Origin of the sequence: Enterobacter sp. 168J2 (assembly GCF_034107265.1) — a bacterium.
In the GTDB taxonomy this organism is placed as follows: domain Bacteria; phylum Pseudomonadota; class Gammaproteobacteria; order Enterobacterales; family Enterobacteriaceae; genus Enterobacter; species Enterobacter nematophilus.
In genome coordinates, this window is sequence record NZ_JAWNEB010000002.1 from 267,439 (window position 1) to 283,897 (window position 16,459).

Below are 16,459 nucleotides of genomic sequence, written 5' to 3' on the forward strand. Positions count from 1 at the left end.
CCCCGTTGATGGGTAAAATAGCCGCAATTTTGTATTCCATGATGCGTGGCGTGCTGCCGCGCTTATAAAAGAAGATTTAATTATGACGTTGTCTCCTTATCTGCAAGAGGTGGCCAAGCGCCGTACTTTTGCCATTATCTCGCACCCGGATGCCGGTAAAACGACCATCACCGAGAAGGTGTTGCTGTTCGGACAGGCGATCCAGACTGCGGGTACCGTTAAAGGCCGTGGCTCCAGCCAGCATGCAAAATCTGACTGGATGGAGATGGAAAAGCAGCGTGGTATTTCGATTACCACCTCCGTGATGCAGTTCCCGTATCACGACTGCCTGGTGAACCTGCTGGACACCCCGGGCCACGAAGATTTCTCCGAAGATACCTACCGTACCCTGACGGCGGTGGACTGCTGTCTGATGGTGATCGACGCCGCGAAAGGTGTAGAAGATCGTACCCGCAAGCTGATGGAAGTTACCCGCCTGCGCGATACGCCGATCCTCACCTTTATGAACAAACTCGACCGTGACATCCGTGACCCGATGGAGCTGATGGATGAAGTGGAAAACGAGCTGAAGATCGCCTGTGCGCCAATCACCTGGCCAATTGGCTGCGGTAAGCTGTTTAAAGGCGTTTACCACCTTTATAAAGACGAAACCTACCTGTACCAGACCGGTAAAGGCCACACCATTCAGGAAGTGCGCATTGTCAAAGGTCTGGACAACCCGGATCTGGACGCCGCAGTTGGCGAAGAGCTGGCCGCGCAGCTGCGCGACGAGCTGGAGCTGGTGAAGGGGGCGTCTCACGAGTTCGACAAAGAGCTGTTCCTGAGCGGCGAAATTACTCCGGTCTTCTTCGGTACCGCGCTGGGTAACTTCGGCGTAGACCACATGCTGGACGGTCTGGTGGAGTGGGCTCCGCAGCCGATGCCGCGCAAAACCGACACCCGCGAAGTGGAAGCAAAAGAAGAGAAGTTCACCGGCTTCGTCTTTAAAATTCAAGCCAACATGGACCCGAAACACCGCGACCGCGTGGCCTTCATGCGCGTGGTGTCCGGTAAGTATGAGAAGGGCATGAAGCTGCGCCAGGTGCGTATCGGCAAAGACGTGGTCATCTCCGACGCGCTGACCTTTATGGCGGGCGATCGCTCGCACGTTGAGGAAGCGTATCCGGGCGACATCATCGGCCTGCACAACCACGGTACGATCCAGATCGGCGATACCTTCACCCAGGGCGAGATGATGAAGTTCACGGGTATTCCGAACTTCGCACCGGAGCTGTTCCGTCGCATTCGCCTGCGCGATCCGCTGAAGCAGAAACAGCTGCTGAAAGGCCTGGTTCAGCTCTCCGAAGAGGGCGCCGTGCAGGTGTTCCGTCCAATCGCCAACAACGATCTGATCGTCGGCGCGGTGGGCGTGCTGCAGTTCGACGTGGTAGTTGCGCGCCTGAAGAGCGAGTACAACGTGGAAGCGATTTACGAATCGGTCAACGTGGCGACCGCGCGCTGGGTTGAGTGTTCTGACGTGAAGAAATTCGAAGAATTTAAGCGTAAGAACGAAATTCAGCTGGCGCTGGATGGCGGCGACAACCTGACCTATATCGCGCCAACGATGGTCAACCTGAACCTGACGCAGGAACGTTATCCAGACGTTCAGTTCCGCAAAACGCGCGAACACTAATCCCCTCTCAGAGCACGGCAATCGCCGTGCTCTTCTTTTATTCCTGTCTTATTAGTCCCTTGCGGAATGTTCTTAATTCACCGCAAATTCACGCTATTCGCGCGTTTTTTACTCAATTCTGAAAGCGGCATTGTGAGAGTGATCTATATTTAACTCAGTGTTTAGCACCGGGCGTGGATGAATTAACTGTTCAATGCATGTCAATTGGTTCTCCATTTCACCCGTGTGTTTATTCGCGATATATAAAACTACTAAGGAAGTATTTAGCCCGAATAACGGGTAAAACACAGGAATACATCGATGAATATGACAAGACTGAAGATTTCTAAAACTCTGCTGGCTGTAACACTGGGTAGCGTTCTGGTTAGCGGTTCCGCCCTGGCGGAAAGCAGCACCATGGATAAAGCACAGTCCACGGCCGATACCGCAGGGCAAAAAATCGATAGCTCTATGAATAAAGTCGGTAATTTCATGGACGACAGCTCTATCACAGCAAAAGTGAAAGCCGCACTGGTGGATGATGAAGCCATCAAGAGCACCGATATTTCCGTTAAGACCGACAAAAAGGTCGTTACCCTGAGTGGCTTCGTTGAAAGCCAGGCCCAGGCCGAACAGGCCGTGAAGGTGGCGAAGGGTGTCGAGGGTGTTGCATCCGTGAGCGATAAACTCCACGTTCGCGACGGTAAAAACGCGTCGGTGAAAGGTTATGCCGGTGATGCCGCTACTACCAGCGAAATCAAAGCTAAACTTTTAGCAGATGACATCGTGCCGTCTCGTAAGGTGAAAGTGGAAACCACCGATGGCGTGGTTCAGCTTTCCGGTACGGTTGATTCACAGGCGCAAAGTGAACGTGCCGAGTCAATTGCGAAAGCCATTGATGGTGTGAAAAGCGTTAAAAACGATCTGAAAACGAAGTAATTCTGGACCATTCGCCCGACAGGCTAAATCCTGCGGGCGAAATAAGAACGACTCTGGAAAAACGCCGGTGAGTGACCTGAGCGCTCACGTTTAGCGGCCGACATTAACTATGGTAAAGGAGAAGCTTATGTTTCGTTGGGGCATTATATTTCTGGTTATCGCGTTAATTGCCGCCGCATTGGGCTTTGGTGGACTGGCAGGTACAGCGGCATGGGCAGCTAAAATTGTCTTTGTCGTCGGTATTATTCTGTTCCTGGTCAGCCTGTTTACGGGGCGTAGACGTCCGTAGCAAACGCAATATTCCTTAAACAAAATAAAGCCAGTCACTGCGACTGGCTTTTTCTTATTTGCGATACAGGGCGGGTGCGTTACTGTGGAGTGATAAAATAATCAAAACAGGAAAGCAGAGGTGGGGCAACGAATTCCCGTTACGCTCGGCAATATTGCGCCGCTGACGTTAAAACCGTTTCGCGCGGGTCAACTCGCACTGGTCTGCGAGGGGGGAGGGCAGCGCGGCATTTTCACCGCCGGCGTGCTGGATGAGTTTATGCGCGCGCAGTTCAACCCGTTTGACCTCTACTTCGGCACGTCCGCCGGGGCGCAGAATCTCTCGGCCTACGTCTGTAACCAGCCCGGCTACGCGCGAAAAGTGATCATGCGCTACACCACGGCGAAAGAATTTTTTAACCCGGTGCGCTTCGTGCGCGGCGGCAACCTGATCGATCTCGACTGGCTGCTGGAGTCGACCTCCAGCCAGATGCCGCTGGCCATGGATACCGCCGCCCGCCTGTTTGATAGCGGCAAAGAATTCTGGATGTGCGCCAGCCGGGGCGATGACTATTCGCCGGGCTATTTCTCTCCGCAGAAGGAGAACTGGCTGGACATCATCCGCGCCTCCAGCGCCATTCCCGGTTTTTATCGTACCGGCGCGCTGCTGGATGGCATCAGCTATCTGGACGGCGGCATCAGCGACGCGGTGCCGGTGCAGGAAGCCGCGCGGCGCGGGGCGAAAACCATCGTGGTGATCCGTACCGTTCCGTCGCAAATGTATTACACCCCCCAGTGGTTTAAGCGGATGGAGCGCTGGCTGGGCGACAGCAGCCTGCAGCCGCTGGTGAACATCGCGAAGCAGCATGAAACCACCTACGGCGCGATGCAGCGTTTCATTGAGAAACCGCCGGGTAAGCTGCGTATTTTCGAGATCTATCCGCCTAAGCCGCTGGTCAGCATGGCGCTGGGCAGCCGCGTCCCTGCGCTGCGCATGGATTACAAAACGGGGCGGCTGTGCGGGCGTTACTTCCTGGCGACGGTCGGCAAAATGCTGGCGGAGCAACCGCCTCTGTATCGGCATAAACGCATTATTACGCCACCTGCAATTGTCGCCAACGACGCCCTGACCATGCCGCTGGTGGATATCCCACAGGCGAATGACGCTTTACTGGATAACGAGGATCTGGCGTGACGCACCGCTTTGTTGATACCCATTGCCACTTTGATTTTCCGCCGTTTACGGGGGATGAAGCGCAAAGCATTGCGAAAGCTGCCGAAGCCGGCGTGCAGGCCATCATTGTGCCGTCGGTTGAGGTGGCCTATTTTTCCCGCGTGCTGGATCTTTCCACGCAATACCCCGCGCTTTATGCCGCGCTCGGCCTGCATCCGATTGTCATTGAGCGCCATCGTGATGAGCATCTTGAAGAGCTGGATCGGGTGCTGCAAAGTGCGGGAGAGAAACTTGTCGCCATCGGCGAGATCGGCCTCGATCTCTATCGCGAAGATCCGCAGTTTGAACGCCAGCAGACGATCCTCGACGCGCAGCTTCGGCTGGCAAAGCGCCACGATCTGCCGGTGATCCTCCACTCCCGACGCACCCATGACAAACTGGCGATGCACCTGAAGCGCATCGACCTGCCGCGAAGAGGCGTAGTGCACGGTTTTTCCGGCAGCCTGCAGCAGGCGCAGCGTTTTATTGAGCTGGGCTATAAAATTGGCGTCGGTGGCACCATCACCTATCCACGCGCCAGTAAAACCCGTGACGTGATGGCGCAGCTGCCGCTGTCGGCGCTCCTACTGGAAACCGACGCGCCGGATATGCCGCTGAATGGTTTTCAGGGGCAGCCGAATCGCCCGGAACAGGCGGCGCGGGTGTTTGACGTACTGTGCGAACTGCGTCAGGAACCTGAAGAGGTCATTGCCGGCGCGCTGCTCGAAAATACCCGTTCGGTTTTTGGCATCACGCTATAGATAAAGCGCCGGACGAATCACCGTTATCTTCTGTTTTTCCAGCGCCCGCGCCAGCGGCTCAATATCCTCCGGCGTGGCGCTGCGCCATGATGCCGCCTCGCCGTAAACCCCGTGCGCATGAAACGCGTTAATACGCACCGGAACATTCCCCAGCCCGTGGATGAACGCGATCAACGGTTTGATCTGTTCCAGATAATCACACTGTTCCGGGATGACCAGCAGGCGGAGCTCCGTCAAACGGTGACGGTCTGCCAGCCAGCGAATGCTCTCCTTAATCTGCGGGTTATCGCGTCCGGTCAGAAAGCGGTGATGTTCATTCCCCCACGCTTTGAGATCCAGCATTGCGCCATCCAGCACCGGCAGCAGTTTTTGCCAGCCGGTTGCGCTTAGCAGACCGTTGCTGTCTACCAGGCAGGTGAGGTGATGCAAGGCGGGATCGGCTTTGATCGCGGTGAACAGGGCGATCAAAAACGGCAGCTGCGTGGTGGCCTCGCCCCCGCTGACGGTAATGCCCTCAATAAAGGGGGCGGCTTTTCGGATCTGCGTGAGGATCTCCTCCACGCTCAGGCGGTGCGCCATGGGCGTGGCCTGCTGCTGGCACAGGCGCAGGCAGGTGTCGCACTGCTGGCAGTGACTTTCCTGCCACCAGACGCGCCCGGCCTGAATGGTCAGCGCGTCGTGCGGGCAGCGGGGGACGCAGTCCCCGCAGTCGTTGCAGCGCCCGATGGTCCACGGGTTGTGGCAGGTTTTGCAGCGCAGGTTGCAGCCCTGAAGGAACAGCGCCAGGCGGCTGCCCGGCCCGTCCACGCAGGAGAAGGGGATGACCTGACTAACTAAAGCGCATCTGCTGTTCATGGCTTATCACGCGCGGCTGACGTTCCAGAATACGGGTATTGCGCGCGGCCTCTTCCCCCAGCCACGTGGTGTTCGTTCTCGAACCCGCTTCCCGGTATTTCTCCAGATCCGACAAGCGAACCATATAGCCGGTCACGCGCACCAGATCGTTACCGGCCACATTTGCGGTGAACTCACGCATACCGGCCCTGAACGCGCCCAGGCAAAGCTGAACCACCGCCTGCGGATTGCGTTTTACCGTCTCATCCAGCGTTAAAATATCGCTGATCCCGGAATGATAGTGTTTATGGTGCGGCGCAACGGCCAGCAGATGGCTGATGGGATCCGGCTCGTCGCCGTAGGGCAGGCGCGCGCCCGGCGTGGTGCCCGAATCGGAGCTGATGCCTGACTGGGCGTGCAGCATCGCGCGATGCTTCCAGCCGTGCTTCACCGGCGTATTTTCAACAAACGCCGCAAGCTGTTCGCTGATGCGATAGCCCAGCGCGTTGGCCTGCTCGTCTTTACCGTAACGCCCCGCCATACCTGCTTTCTCGCACAGCAGGTTCACCGCTTCGGCAAGACCGTACATGCCAAACATCGGCGCAAACCGGTTGGCATCAATCAGCCCCTCTTTCACCAGGAAGCTATTCTCAAAGAAGCCGGATTGCTCATACAGGAACTCGCAGCGGGCATCGATGATGGCGATTTGCTGCTGGCAGTAGTGCGGAAGCGTGCGGGTGAAGAAGTCGTCAACGGATGTGCTGTGTTCGGCGATGGCCTTAAGGTTAAGGCGCACCAGGGTGCTGCCACCGCCCGCCAGCGGCAGAGAGTTGTAACAGCTCACCACGCCAAAACGGCCTTTTGTGAAAATTTTATCATTCACCGGACCGTTTGAAATATGCGGCTTGCTGCATTCACAGATGTTTTTTGCCACCTCAAGCAGCAAATCGTCCGGGGTGATCTCAGGATCGTAGATAAAGGTCAGATTGGGCGCAACCTGCTTCAGTTCGGCATCTGCACGCAGAATGGCACGGGTGACAGGGCCGTCGGCGGGCCCGATGTTGGCGTGCATAAACGCATCGGGCAGCGTTCTGTCGAGATAGCGCCAGAAACGTTTTATTCGGCTATCGATCTCTTCCTGTGTTAGAATTCTAACATACGGATTCAGAATCGCGTCGAGCTGGCCGAGATAGACCGGCATTGATGTCACTGAAGGAACATGGTGGTAGAGAATGGTTAACAGCGAGAGGGCGTCATCAAGATCTTTCGCGCCTTCCAGCTCCAGCCATTCCGAACCGTTAGCCAGGAATTTTTCATAATCCGGCAGCACGTAGCGCGGTTTGTAGGGCGCATGGCCTTCGAACATGTCGCAGATAAACCCCTCGTCCAGCGCGGCGCGTGCGGCCGGAGATAGCGTCGGATAGGGCAGATTATTTTCCGCCTCCAGCGCCAGAAAATGACGTTTTTGCTCCGGGGTTAACACCGGGCTTGTCACAATATGCTGGCAACGTTGTTGCAGGGCGTCGGGCATGTTCACTTCCTTGAATGTTCTGCGGATGATGAACGAATTGTAGAAAGCCAGCCTGCCGGCGCTTTTGATCCAACAAGGGGTATCGCTGCTTTAGCCAGCAATTTGCACGCTAAAGTTTGAAGAAAATCTCATTACAGTAATGCAAATTTGTACGCAGTTTTCATTAACTGTGATGAATGTCGAAGTGTGGATGCGGGTGAATGTTAGAATACTCACAGACCCGCAAGGTAAAATTGATACGGCACTGCCGTTGGAGAATGTTATGACCGATTTAACTGCAAGCAGCCTGCGCGCGTTGAAGCTGATGGACCTGACCACCCTGAACGATGACGACACCAATGAAAAAGTCATCGCCCTGTGCCATCAGGCGAAAACGCCAGTGGGCAACACCGCCGCTGTCTGCATCTACCCGCGCTTTATCCCAATTGCCCGCAAAACGCTGAAAGAGCAGGGCACCCCGGACGTGCGCATTGCAACCGTCACTAACTTCCCGCACGGCAACGACGATATCGAGATCGCGCTGGCTGAAACCCGCGCGGCCATTGCCTACGGTGCAGACGAAGTTGACGTGGTGTTCCCTTACCGCGCGCTGATCGCCGGCAACGAGCAGGTCGGTTTTGACCTGGTGAAAGCCTGTAAAGACGCATGTGCGGCGGCAAACGTTTGGCTTAAAGTGATCATCGAAACCGGCGAGCTGAAAGAAGAGGCGCTGATTCGTAAGGCGTCTGAAATCTCCATCAAAGCCGGTGCGGATTTCATCAAAACCTCTACCGGTAAAGTGCCGGTCAATGCGACCCCGGAAAGCGCGCGCATCATGATGGAAGTTATCCGCGATATGGGCGTGTCCAAAACCGTTGGCTTCAAGCCTGCGGGCGGCGTGCGTACCGCGGAAGACGCGCAGCAGTTCCTGGCGATTGCCGACGAGCTGTTTGGCGCAGAATGGGCGGACTCCCGCCACTACCGCTTCGGTGCGTCCAGCCTGCTGGCAAGCCTGCTGAAGGCGCTGGGTCACGGCGACGGTAAGAGCGCAAGCAGCTACTAATTGCCAGACTACGCCGGATGACGCTTCGCTTATCCGGCCTACAGGATCGCAGGGCGGGTAAGCGTAGCGCCACCCGCCACAACTCCCCCGATTCCGCATGGAGGTTACCGTGTTTCTCGCACAAGAAATTATTCGTAAAAAACGTGATGGTCATGCATTAAGCGACGAAGAAATTCGCTTCTTTATCAACGGCATTCGTGATAACACCATCTCTGAAGGGCAGATTGCGGCTCTGGCGATGACCATTTTCTTCCACGATATGTCGATGCCTGAGCGCGTGTCGCTGACCATGGCGATGCGAGATTCAGGAACCGTTCTGGACTGGAAAAGCCTCAACCTCAACGGCCCGATCGTGGACAAACACTCCACCGGCGGCGTGGGCGACGTGACCTCCCTGATGCTTGGCCCAATGGTGGCAGCCTGCGGCGGTTACATTCCAATGATCTCCGGGCGCGGCCTGGGCCACACCGGCGGTACGCTCGACAAACTGGAAGCCATTCCGGGCTTCGATATCTTCCCGGATGACAACCGCTTCCGCGACATTATTAAAGACGTTGGCGTGGCGATTATCGGCCAGACCAGCTCTCTTGCGCCGGCAGACAAGCGTTTCTACGCGACGCGCGATATCACCGCAACCGTCGATTCTATCCCACTGATCACCGCCTCGATCCTCGCTAAAAAGCTGGCAGAAGGGCTGGACGCGCTGGTGATGGATGTGAAGGTAGGCAGCGGCGCGTTTATGCCGACCTATGAACTCTCTGCTCAGCTTGCCGAAGCGATCGTTGGCGTCTCCAACGGCGCGGGCGTGCGCACCACCGCGCTGCTGACCGACATGAACCAGGTGCTGGCCTCCAGCGCCGGTAACGCGGTCGAAGTCCGTGAAGCCGTTCAGTTCCTCACGGGCGAATACCGCAACCCGCGCCTGTTCGACGTCACCATGGCGCTGTGCGTTGAGATGCTCATCTCCGGCAAGCTGGCCAAAGACGATGCGGAAGCCCGCGCGAAGCTGCAGGCGGTGCTGGACAACGGCAAAGCGGCGGAGATCTTTGGCCGCATGGTGGCGGCGCAAAAAGGCCCGACCGATTTCGTCGAAAATTACGCGAAGTACCTGCCAACCGCGATGCTCAGCAAAGCGGTCTATGCGGATAGCGAAGGCTTTGTCTCCGCCATGGACACCCGCGCGCTCGGCATGGCTGTCGTGTCTATGGGCGGCGGTCGTCGTCAGGCATCGGACACCATTGATTACAGCGTCGGCTTTACCGATATGGCCCGTCTGGGCGACAGCGTTGACGGACAACGTCCGCTGGCGGTGATCCACGCCAAAGATGAAGCCAGCTGGCAGGACGCGGCGAAAGCGGTGAAAGCAGCCATTACGCTTGATGATAAAGCGCCGGAAAGCACTCCAACGGTCTATCGCCGTATCACCGAATAGCGGTATACTGATCTGATCGCATTTTTATGAAGCACTAAGTACGGAGAACAATTATGAAACGTGCATTTATTATGGTGCTGGACTCATTCGGCATCGGCGCAACCGAAGATGCAGAACGTTTTGGTGACGTGGGTTCCGATACCATGGGTCACATCGCGGAAGCCTGTGCCAAAGGCGAAGCGGACAACGGTCGTAAAGGCCCTCTGACTCTGCCAAACCTGACCCGCCTCGGTCTGGTGAAAGCGCATGAAGGTTCTACCGGTAAAATCGCAGCCGGTATGGACGGCAACGCGGAAGTGGTGGGCGCCTATGCCTGGGCGCACGAACTCTCTTCCGGTAAAGATACGCCGTCTGGCCACTGGGAAATCGCCGGCGTGCCGGTGCTGTTCGACTGGGGCTACTTCTCCGATCACGAGAACAGCTTCCCGCAGGAGCTGCTGGATAAGCTGGTGAAGCGTGCCAACCTGCCGGGCTACCTCGGTAACTGCCACTCTTCCGGTACCGTGATTCTGGATCAGCTCGGCGAAGAGCATATGAAAACCGGCAAGCCGATTTTCTACACCTCCGCTGACTCCGTGTTCCAGATTGCGTGCCACGAAGAGACGTTTGGCCTGGATAAACTCTACGAGCTGTGCGAAATCGCCCGTGAAGAGCTGACCGAAGGCGGCTACAACATTGGCCGCGTGATCGCGCGTCCGTTTATCGGCGACAAAGCGGGTAACTTCCAGCGTACCGGTAACCGTCACGACCTGGCCGTTGAGCCACCGGCGCCAACCGTGCTGCAGAAGCTGGTCGACGAGAAGGGCGGCCACGTGGTGTCCGTGGGCAAAATCGCGGATATCTACGCCAACTGCGGCATCACTAAAAAAGTGAAAGCCACCGGTCTGGATGCGCTGTTCGATGCCACCATCAAAGAGATGAAAGAAGCGGGCGACAAGACCATTGTCTTCACCAACTTCGTGGACTTCGACTCCTCCTGGGGCCACCGTCGCGACGTTGCGGGTTACGCGGCCGGTCTGGAGCTGTTCGACCGCCGTCTGCCGGAGCTGATGGAGCTGGTGGGTGAAGATGACATTCTGATCCTGACCGCTGACCACGGCTGTGACCCAACCTGGACCGGTACCGACCACACCCGTGAGCACATTCCGGTGCTGGTGTACGGCCCGAAAGTGAAGCCGGGCTCGCTGGGACACCGTGAAACCTTCGCGGACATCGGCCAGACCATTGCGAAATACTTTGGTACGTCTGACATGGAATATGGCAAGGCCATGTTCTAAACGGATTGGGTGCGGCCTGATGCCCTCACCCCGGCCCTCTCCCACGAGAAACACGGGTGCGGCCTGATGCCCTCACCCCAACCCTCTCCCACGAGAAACACGGGTGCGGTCTGATGCCCTCACCCCGGCCCTCTCCCACAGGGAGAGGGTGAAAAGAATAAACAATTTAAAAGGAACTGAAGATGGCAACTCCTCACATTAACGCAGAAATGGGTGATTTCGCTGACGTCGTATTGATGCCGGGCGACCCGCTGCGCGCGAAGCACATTGCAGAAACCTTCCTCGAAGACGTGCGTGAAGTGAACAACGTTCGCGGCATGCTGGGCTTCACCGGTACCTATAAAGGCCGCAAAATCTCCGTCATGGGCCACGGCATGGGTATCCCATCCTGCTCCATCTACACCAAAGAGCTGATCACCGACTTCGGCGTGAAGAAAATCATCCGCGTGGGCTCATGCGGCGCGGTGCGTATGGACGTTAAGCTGCGCGATATCGTTATCGGCATGGGTGCCTGCACCGATTCCAAAGTTAACCGTATGCGTTTCAAAGACCACGACTTCGCGGCAATTGCTGACTTCGGCATGGTGCGTGACGCGGTTGACGCGGCAAAAGCGCTGGGCGTTGAAGCGCGCGTGGGTAACATCTTCTCTGCCGATCTGTTCTATGCACCGGACGGTGGCGAGATGTTCGACGTGATGGAAAAATACGGCATTCTGGGCGTGGAAATGGAAGCGGCGGGTATCTACGGCGTCGCGGCTGAGTTTGGTGCGAAAGCGCTGACCATCTGCACCGTTTCTGACCACATCCGTACCCACGAGCAGACCACCGCTGCCGAGCGTCAGACCACCTTCAACGACATGATCAAAATCGCGCTGGAATCCGTTCTGCTGGGCGATAAAGAGTAATGTTGTCTGCCGGGCTGAGTTCACAGCCCGGCATTTCTTCCCTTACAGATACACCACGCTAATGGTCGCCTGACCATCAAACTCGGTATCTTCCGTCAGTGACAGGTTCTTCAAGTTTTCAACCGCCAGCGAGACGTTCAGCGGGAAAGAGACGCTGGTCACCGCCATTGGCTCCGTTTTGCCCGTGGACGCTACGCTCATCAGGCCCAGGTTTTTATTCGCGATGGTGCCACCATTGGCTTTCTGCCAGCGACTCATTCCCACGCCTGCGGTCACCGCGGTACGAATGGGCTCAACCGCGGACCCGTTGGCCGTTACCTCTCCCGTGCTGGTGTAAATGGAATAGGCACCGATGTTTTTGCCATCATGGGTTTTACCGAGGCCAAAGGTAGCCATGCTGCCCCGCAGTTCGCCGCCGTTCGACGTGGCGTTCATCACCTTCAGATTTGAGCTGCTGCCCGTGCTGGCGTTAGAGTCAGTGCGGTTATCCGCAATGCTCCAGCCCACTTTCGTTGGCGTTGGGCAGGTGATGGTCAACGTCAGCCCCTTTTCACCCAGCTGCGTTGTCTGAGTCTGAGAGAGATCGCCAACCTGCACGGTGCCAAAATCGATCGTCCCATCGTTGCTGAGTTCTGGGGTACAGGAGTTGCTGGTCAGCGAGGCTTTCACCTTCAGCACCGCCGTATCCCCCGCATCAGCGCAGGTCGTGACCAGCGCCAGTGCGGCGACCAGGAGATTTTTTTTCATGGTTAATCCTTAACATAGATAAAATGAATATTAAACTGCATGGACGGAACCACGCGTTTTAATGGTTATTTTTTCTTTCTATTCATCTGGATAATTAATCCAGCAATGAATTCTTTTAGTCTGCCGTTAATAATTCCCATGAAAGGATGCTCTCCAGCTCCGTATTATCGGAGACCCGGCGCAGCAAAGTATCATTAAGGACAGGGGTAATTTTTATCGTCACGCTCATCTGCTTGCCGCGCACCGGTGCGGCATTCTGCCGGGCAACCAGGCCTTTGTTGCTTTTCAAAAAGACCTTTTCTTTGGGGCTATCCGTTGAGGTGAATCCCACCCGGTCAGTGGTTTTCACAACATCGTATTGCTGACCATCCACCGTCATTTTGTCCGCCACAAGCGCCAGCCGGCCCTCATCACCAAACAGAACGCCGCCGTGGAGCCCCGATGTCGACTGCATGAAAAGCGCCATCACGCGGGGCCGTGGGCAAAACACGTTCACCATGACCTCCCTGGCGGGCATGCGGTTCCAGTTTTTCCGCGAGGCGGCAATATCATCCTGCTTAAACCGCCCAAACGAGACCGTAGGCTGGGAGAGGGCAATCTGGCATTCCTCGCTCAATGCTCCGGAGGAAAAGAGTAATGCCAGACCGCAGAGCATCACGTTGATTATTTTCACTGGCACGTTCCTTCTGCTTTTTCGTAATAGGCGTCTTTGTCTTTCTCTTCATTCAGTGAATAGCTGATTTGGCAGATTCGGGTCATATTGTCGTCCACGACATAGAGTGCGGGTGTCTCTGACGCATCGGGAATAAATACGCTGCCGTTATCCATTACGCTGACAATATAATTGCTCTCCTTATCTACAATACTTAGCCCTCTTTCGAGCCAGCTCCCGCCGGGACGTTTAACCTGCAGCATGACGCGACGGGTGTTCAGCACCTGGAAATCAACCTGCGCGAAGGAGCCATACGCCGCGGAAACGGTCTGAATGCCGTTGGATAAATCCATGCCCTGCGGCAGCGAGCTGGCGTTGATAACGATCTGCGATTTTTGCCACTCCCGCAGGCCGGGGACCACCGCCTGCCCCCAGTAGTCGGTCCAGACGGTACCGTCTGGCGTGGCGATCTCAATCCCGCTCTCCGGCTCGCTCAAACGCGCAATGCCGAAGGTCTCTTTGATCGGATAGGGCGCAAAGGTGACGCCATGACGATGCAGCGCGATACCGCCGCTCAGGGAGGCGCTGTAGTTATGCTGATCCCCGTCACTGAGCCCGGCAGATAGGCCAAGCTGGGTGTAGTGCAGGTTGGTGCTGATGTTGCCGTTGAAGGCGTTGCTCTTATCGTCGTTATCGCGATCGGCAGAGATGTTGTAATTGAAGTTCGAGCCGATGGCGCCGCTGTCCTGAACGCCATAGTTCTGTTTTTCGCCCTGCCTGCGCATATACGTGCTGACGCGATCTTCACCCAGCGGGACGATCAGGCTGACATAAAAGAGATCGTCATTATTGCCGGCGTTGTTCTCAGCATCGCTGCTGTTCATGGCGTGCTGCCAGTTTAGGGACAGTGAGCTTCGCCCCAGGCTCTTACTCCACGAGGCCATCAGATAACGGGTGTCGCTGCTGCTTTCGTCACCCGAATTCGCGCTGTACTGCAACGATAAAGAACCGATGTACTCGTTATTCCAGCTCAGGCTCGCGTTCCAGGAATTCTCATAGCTTTGCGCCTCTTCATCCATGGCTTCAGTAAGCTCGCGAAAGCCGCCGTTGAACTGGGATGCACTCAGCCCCAGCGTAAGCTGTGCGGGGAGGAGAAGGTTGCTGCTGAGCTCAACCTTACTGCCCTTTTGCGGGTCGTAGAATTGGGACTGGCTCAGCAATACGCTCGGCGAAATAAGCCAATTTTCGTTTACCGTCCAGTCAATCTTTGCGCCTGTCGCCTGATATTTCTCAGCCAGAACGCCTGCGGCCAGCGCCGTCAGATAGGGGGTTACGCTCGTCCCGTCGGAAATATTGAACACCCAAGGCGAGCTATTTTCATCACCGCTGTCGCGAACCTGCCCAAAGGACAGGCTTAACCCCTCGGCGCGGTTGCTGCCGGTGACGTTAAGCGAGGAGGAGGGGACGGTAAATTGCGTTGTCGTCCCATCGGTTTCAACGACGCTGACGTTCAGGTCAACGTTACCGCGCACAATGGGCACGTCCGAGAGGGTAAACGGCCCCGCGTTGACCAGCGACGAGTAGATCACCTGGCCCGACTGGCGCACCTCAACGCGGGCCTGATGCGTACGGGCAATGCCCGAAACCTGAGTCACCTGAAAATTAGGTTGAAGGCTCGTCTCCGGCATAAGCTGCGCCCCGGTGATTTGTGCGCCGCTAAAGAGTGCTGAACTGGCGTTAATTTGCCCTACCTGAACGCGCATCTTCCGCTCTTCAAAAACGTGCTCTGCGTAGGTATAGAGATTCTCGGCGGTGCGGGTGCCGTTATCATCCGTGAGGATGTAATTGCTGCGCAGCGTCCAGTTCGCAAGGTTGATGCCGGCGCCAATATTTCCCTGTGAAAAGGTACTGTTTGCGCCGCTACCGTATTCGTTGTAGTTGCTGAAAACGCTGTAGTTAATTAAGCCCGCGGTACCGCCGTGGGCGTAGTATTTGGCGGCATAGAATCCGTTATCCATCGCTTCCGCCGGGACAAAAATTTCCAGCGACTCGGTATTTGGTAATAAGGTGACCGTGGCGGTGGGGTAGTCCGTACGCAGATCGTGGCACTTTTCTTTTTCGCTGACGTTCAACGGTAAAAGACCCGCTGCGCTGGTGAAATCATTATCTACGCAAAGCTGCCCCTCGTCGCCAATCCGAACGGCCAGACTGCCTTTTTCAATACCGTTGATGCTGACCCGCACGGCATGTTTTCCCGGCAGATAGCGCTGAGCCTCAGAAAAATAGTGGGCGAGGTTGGTACTGATACCGCGCGTCGCCAGAATATCGGTATTGAAATCTAAATCGGACGCATAGAGCGCCGAAGACGGCAGTAATGCTGCTACGACTACCGTTTGGCGCATCCTGTTGCGCAAAGAGTGCTCCATCACTGCTGCATCCCTGACGTATCAGCGGGTGAGAGGGGCGGTGTAGTCGTCCACCTCAATCCCATAGCGGCTTGCAGGGCTGAACTTCACGGCGTTATCGGTACCTGCAATCGGCTTGTCCGTCTGCACCTTCATCGTTTCACCCGGCAGGATAAAGGTCTTGTTGACCAGCCCCGCGGTTTGCGATGGCAGCAGCGTAATGGCGGTAGAGAAGCGCACCACGTAGGCCGAAGTATTACGCACCTGCACCTCTTTTCCTTCTACTGTCCAGGTCAGCAGTTTCCAGGCATCTGTGACAACCGGCAGGTTTTTCGGATGGATCAATACCGGCAGATCCTGACGAAGGTTAATACCAACTTTGACGTTTCTATCTTTGCTCCTGGGAGGAATACCCTCAAATACCACGCGCTTATAGTGCTCAACGGTAAGGGGTTCTGTGGTTTCAAGAATAAAACGAACCTGCTGTTCCTGACCCGGTTCAAGTCGTACAACAGGCTGCGTCACGTTGAGCTTCACCCCGTTATCTCCTTCAATATCATTGATGGAGGTGTAGAGCAGCGCCGGAGTGGCGTCGGTATTTTTCACGCTCATTACGCCGCCGTGGTTTGCTTCATCAATCATCAGCAGGGTGGTTTCAGGCACCATGCCAGCAGCGAACAGTGTGGTTGGGACGGCGAGCGCAAGAATGGAAAACAGAAAGGGGTTTTTCATTATTCTGGTCATGATTTTATATGCGTTATGAAAATGAATTAAAACTCTCCATTTCCATGGAGAGTTTTGGA

At 56.1% G+C, this 16,459-nt stretch carries 15 protein-coding genes; 9 read left to right on the top strand and 6 right to left on the bottom strand.

Features of this window, described 5'->3' with window-relative positions; translation table 11 throughout:
- Positions 1-82 precede the first annotated feature (82 nt).
- The 5 genes from prfC (at position 83) to USG84_RS09430 (ending at position 4,831) form a co-directional block, all read left to right on the top strand.
- On the top strand, positions 83-1,672 hold the full coding sequence (prfC, locus tag USG84_RS09410; RefSeq protein ID WP_028015433.1) for a peptide chain release factor 3: 1,590 nt from the start codon (positions 83-85) through the stop codon (positions 1,670-1,672).
- Positions 1,673-1,972: 300 nt separating this feature from the next.
- Positions 1,973-2,590, top strand: coding sequence for a molecular chaperone OsmY (gene osmY / locus USG84_RS09415; protein WP_028015434.1), 618 nt, complete (start codon positions 1,973-1,975; stop codon positions 2,588-2,590).
- A 127-nt stretch (positions 2,591-2,717) separates the two neighbouring features.
- Entirely contained in the window at positions 2,718-2,879 is a 162-nt protein-coding gene (locus USG84_RS09420; RefSeq protein ID WP_003856556.1) for a DUF1328 domain-containing protein, read from the top strand.
- Positions 2,880-2,999: 120 nt separating this feature from the next.
- Positions 3,000-4,052: a patatin family protein gene (locus USG84_RS09425; protein ID WP_151413465.1), complete on the top strand. Its 1,053-nt coding sequence runs from the start codon at positions 3,000-3,002 to the stop codon at positions 4,050-4,052.
- On the top strand, positions 4,049-4,831 hold the full coding sequence (locus USG84_RS09430; RefSeq protein ID WP_151413466.1) for a TatD family hydrolase: 783 nt from the start codon (positions 4,049-4,051) through the stop codon (positions 4,829-4,831). The genes USG84_RS09425 and USG84_RS09430 overlap by 4 nt, the downstream gene beginning before the upstream one ends.
- On the opposite strand, the gene USG84_RS09435 is transcribed toward USG84_RS09430, so the two are convergent.
- Both USG84_RS09435 and USG84_RS09440 read right to left on the bottom strand, forming a co-directional pair.
- Positions 4,826-5,686: a YjjW family glycine radical enzyme activase gene (locus USG84_RS09435; RefSeq protein WP_253540625.1), complete on the bottom strand. Its 861-nt coding sequence runs from the start codon at positions 5,684-5,686 to the stop codon at positions 4,826-4,828. The two genes, USG84_RS09430 and USG84_RS09435, sit on opposite strands and share 6 nt — an antisense overlap.
- Positions 5,661-7,196 (bottom strand): YjjI family glycine radical enzyme, encoded by a 1,536-nt coding sequence (locus USG84_RS09440; RefSeq protein ID WP_151413467.1) that lies wholly within the window; start codon positions 7,194-7,196, stop codon positions 5,661-5,663. The genes USG84_RS09435 and USG84_RS09440 overlap by 26 nt, the downstream gene beginning before the upstream one ends.
- A gap of 262 nt (positions 7,197-7,458) precedes the next feature.
- On the opposite strand from USG84_RS09440, the gene deoC reads away from it, so the two are divergent.
- The 4 genes from deoC to deoD all read left to right on the top strand — a co-directional run bounded on the left by deoC (position 7,459) and on the right by deoD (position 11,852).
- Positions 7,459-8,238: a deoxyribose-phosphate aldolase gene (gene deoC / locus USG84_RS09445; protein WP_061099306.1), complete on the top strand. Its 780-nt coding sequence runs from the start codon at positions 7,459-7,461 to the stop codon at positions 8,236-8,238.
- Positions 8,239-8,347: 109 nt separating this feature from the next.
- On the top strand, positions 8,348-9,670 hold the full coding sequence (gene deoA, locus USG84_RS09450) for a thymidine phosphorylase (protein ID WP_061099305.1): 1,323 nt from the start codon (positions 8,348-8,350) through the stop codon (positions 9,668-9,670).
- A 53-nt stretch (positions 9,671-9,723) separates the two neighbouring features.
- Positions 9,724-10,947 carry a phosphopentomutase gene (gene deoB, locus USG84_RS09455; protein ID WP_028015441.1) on the top strand — a complete coding sequence of 408 codons (1,224 nt, stop codon included), beginning with the start codon at positions 9,724-9,726 and terminating at the stop codon, positions 10,945-10,947.
- Positions 10,948-11,129: 182 nt separating this feature from the next.
- Positions 11,130-11,852, top strand: a complete 723-nt coding sequence (deoD, locus tag USG84_RS09460; protein ID WP_010427122.1) for a purine-nucleoside phosphorylase — start codon at positions 11,130-11,132, stop codon at positions 11,850-11,852.
- A gap of 42 nt (positions 11,853-11,894) precedes the next feature.
- Here the strand turns inward: deoD and USG84_RS09465 are convergent, their stop codons facing one another.
- The 4 genes from USG84_RS09465 to USG84_RS09480 all read right to left on the bottom strand — a co-directional run bounded on the left by USG84_RS09465 (position 11,895) and on the right by USG84_RS09480 (position 16,388).
- Positions 11,895-12,599, bottom strand: a complete 705-nt coding sequence (locus tag USG84_RS09465; protein WP_151413468.1) for a DUF1120 domain-containing protein — start codon at positions 12,597-12,599, stop codon at positions 11,895-11,897.
- 115 nt (positions 12,600-12,714) lie between these two features.
- The gene (locus USG84_RS09470) at positions 12,715-13,272 is read right to left on the bottom strand and encodes a hypothetical protein (RefSeq protein ID WP_253540631.1); all 558 of its coding nucleotides are present in this window, start codon (positions 13,270-13,272) and stop codon (positions 12,715-12,717) included.
- Positions 13,269-15,665: a fimbrial biogenesis usher protein gene (locus USG84_RS09475; protein ID WP_414146787.1), complete on the bottom strand. Its 2,397-nt coding sequence runs from the start codon at positions 15,663-15,665 to the stop codon at positions 13,269-13,271. The genes USG84_RS09470 and USG84_RS09475 overlap by 4 nt, the downstream gene beginning before the upstream one ends.
- Before the next feature lie 33 nt (positions 15,666-15,698).
- Positions 15,699-16,388 (bottom strand): fimbria/pilus chaperone family protein, encoded by a 690-nt coding sequence (locus USG84_RS09480; protein WP_253540635.1) that lies wholly within the window; start codon positions 16,386-16,388, stop codon positions 15,699-15,701.
- Positions 16,389-16,459 lie beyond the last annotated feature (71 nt).